The organism is Streptomyces sp. SID3212 (assembly GCF_009865405.1).
Lineage (GTDB): Bacteria > Actinomycetota > Actinomycetes > Streptomycetales > Streptomycetaceae > Streptomyces.
Window position 1 is genome coordinate 1 of the sequence record NZ_WWJY01001262.1, and the last position, 566, is coordinate 566.

The following is a 566-nucleotide window of genomic DNA, read 5'->3' on the forward strand; positions in this document are numbered from 1 at the left end:
GTCGCGGGCGGCGGGGTCGTCAGGGCCGACGCGTCCGGCAAGCTGCGCGCGCTCGCCGAGAAGCTGGCCGCGCCGGTCGTGACGACGTACGGCGGCAAGGGCGCGTTCCCCTGGGAGCACCCGCTGTCCCTGCGGTCCTGGATGGAGGACCGGCACACCACGGACTTCCTCGAAGACGCGGACGTCCTGCTCGTCGTCGGCTCGGGCCTCGGCGAACTGTCCTCGAACTACCACACGTTCGCCCCGCGCGGCCGGATGATCCAGATCGAGGCGGACCTCGGCAAGCTGGAGGCCAACCACCCCGCGCTGGGCATCCACGCCGACGCCAGGGCCGCCCTGTCGGCGCTGCTGGAGTCGGAACCGCTGGAGTCCGCCGACCGGCGCGACCCCACCGAGGCGGCCGGGGCGGTCCGCGCGGTGCTCGACGCGGTGGAGGCCCGGATCGCGGCCCAGCACCTCGAACCGGAGCGCCGGATCCTCGCGGCGGTACGGGACGCGCTGCCCGCGCGCGCCGCCAGCTTCTGGGACATGACGATCCTCACCTACTGGGCCTGGGCCGCGTGGCC

At 74.7% G+C, this 566-nt stretch carries 1 pseudogene; it reads left to right on the forward strand.

Annotation, left to right across the window (positions count from 1 at the left end):
• Nucleotides 1-566, forward strand: a pseudogene (locus GT042_RS37865) (thiamine pyrophosphate-binding protein); the annotation flags it as partial.